The following is a 1,948-nucleotide window of genomic DNA, read 5'->3' as shown; positions in this document are numbered from 1 at the left end:
CGGACCGGCCATCGGACGCGTGGCCCGACAGGCCGCCGGCCGGGTCAACGGACCGGCCATCAGGCGCGTCGCCGCACCGGCCGCCGGACGCATCGCCCGACGGGCCGCCGAACAGGCCGCCGAACAGGCCGCCGGACGAGTCGCCGGACCGGCCATCGGACGCATCGGCGGCTTTGCCGGACGCGTCGTCGGTCGTGGGTCGGCCCTCACACCGGACCTCCGCGTCGGAGGAGGTAGTTGGGACCGGTCGTGTAGTGCTTGTTGATGTCGGCGGCACCGGACCGCTCCTTGCTGAGCAGGGTCCCGGCGGTCACCATCGCCTTGACCGGCAGTTCGGGGGCATGGAGGACCCGCTCCCGCAGTGCGGCGGCCGCGTCGCCGCCGAGCCGGTCGACGGCCTCGGTCAGCCGGTCCCGTACGAGGTCCAGCAGCACCGGGAGCGGGGCGCGACCGTGGCGGGCGAGGCCGAACGCATAGGCGCCCGCGCAGAGGTGCACCGTGATCGTGGTGAACACGTCGGCCACCGCCCGGTCGCCGGGGGCGAAGGTCCGGTCGTCGTCGAAGCCCCAGGTGCCGCCGCCGAGCGTGGTGGTCAGCCGGGTGCTGTTGACGCGGGGGCCGTCGTTGTCCTTCAGCAGCAGCCGCAGTTCACCGGGGGCGGGGTCGAACACCAGGGAGATGTTCTGCTGATGGGACTCCAGCGCTATGCCGTACCCGAAGAGGGTCGTCTGCCAGTCGAACAGCAGGGTGAGCACCGCGTCGAACAGGGCGGTCACGTCACCGCCGTGGTGGCGTGCGGCGAGATGGTCGACGACCAGGCCGCCGCCGGGCGCCTCGGCGAGGAGGGCGGCCATCGGGACGACGGCGGAGTCGTCGAGGTCCCCCGGGTAGCGGCGGCACAGGACGGCGAGCAGTTCGTGCCCGGCGTGCGCGTACACCGTCTCGTCGGCGTGCAGCACCCTGCCCCGGAAGCGGGGTTCGCGGTCGATCACCGCCTCCAGGAGCCGTTGGCCGGCGGCGCCGTCGACCAGGGTGCCGGGCTTGACGGAGCGCTTGTTGCGCAGGCCCAGGGTCGAGGTGGCCAGCGGGAGCTTGAGGTGCAGGGAGGGAGCAGCGGTCGGGGCGACCGTGCGCATCGACAGGGTGGGGACGACATCGAGGTACGGCCAGTCGGCGAGTACGGCCCGGCCGGCGAGTCCGCTCTCGCGCAGCGCGGCGTCGAGGGGCGCGCCGACGGTCGACGGGTGGACGGGCAGGGCGACATGGGTGCGGTCGAGGTCGGCGAGACCGAGGGCGGAGGGGGTGGGCCATCCGTCCGGGAGCTGCCCGGCGACGGTGACCGACTCGCGGGGCAGGGCGAGCCACTGAAGTCGAAACTCGGGGTGGAACTCCGGTGCGTGGGCGAGCAGTTGCCGCTCGTCGAGGCCGGCTCGACCGCGTGCGGTCGGGTAGACGGGGTGGTCGAGCCGGGCGGCGAGGGTCTCGTACGCCAGCTGGCCCCGCAGCCCGGTCCATTCGGCGAGGTCGGTGCCGTACAGCTCGCCGAGCCCGTCGGCGACCTCCTCGGCGGTGTCGTCGTGCAGCCGCGTCGCCAGGAGGGCCTGGCGGCACTCCTCGGCGAAGGCGTCGAAGCCACCGTGGTCGACGGGGTCGGCCAGGGCGCGCAGTTGGGCGAGGGCACTCGCGCAGGTCGGGTACGCGGTGCCGTCCGACTCCCGGAGGAGCAGCGGCAGTCGGGCGGCGTACACCTGCTGGAAGCCGTCCTCGGTGACGGGAAGCAGCAGGGCGTCGTCGCCGACGGGCAACCGCAGCCAGGGGCCGTCCGGCCGCTCGACGAAAGTGCTGTTCTCCCGCAGCCCGACCACGTTCTCGCGGAGCAGGGCGCTGAGCACGCGGGTGAGGAGGGCGGCCTCGGCGGGGTCGGGCTGCGGGAGAACAGCACTTTCGT

1 protein-coding gene is annotated in these 1,948 nt (G+C 73.9%); it reads right to left on the bottom strand.

Annotated features, from left to right (window positions below):
- Window positions 1–206 precede the first annotated feature (206 nt).
- Window positions 207–1,948 (bottom strand): IucA/IucC family protein (locus AOK15_RS37330; protein WP_055523135.1); only part of this gene is annotated, 1,742 nt, incomplete at its 5' end.

Origin of the sequence: Streptomyces ossamyceticus (assembly GCF_001418475.1) — a bacterium.
Taxonomy (GTDB): domain Bacteria; phylum Actinomycetota; class Actinomycetes; order Streptomycetales; family Streptomycetaceae; genus Streptomyces; species Streptomyces ossamyceticus.
This window is presented reverse-complemented; position numbering and strand designations above follow the sequence as displayed.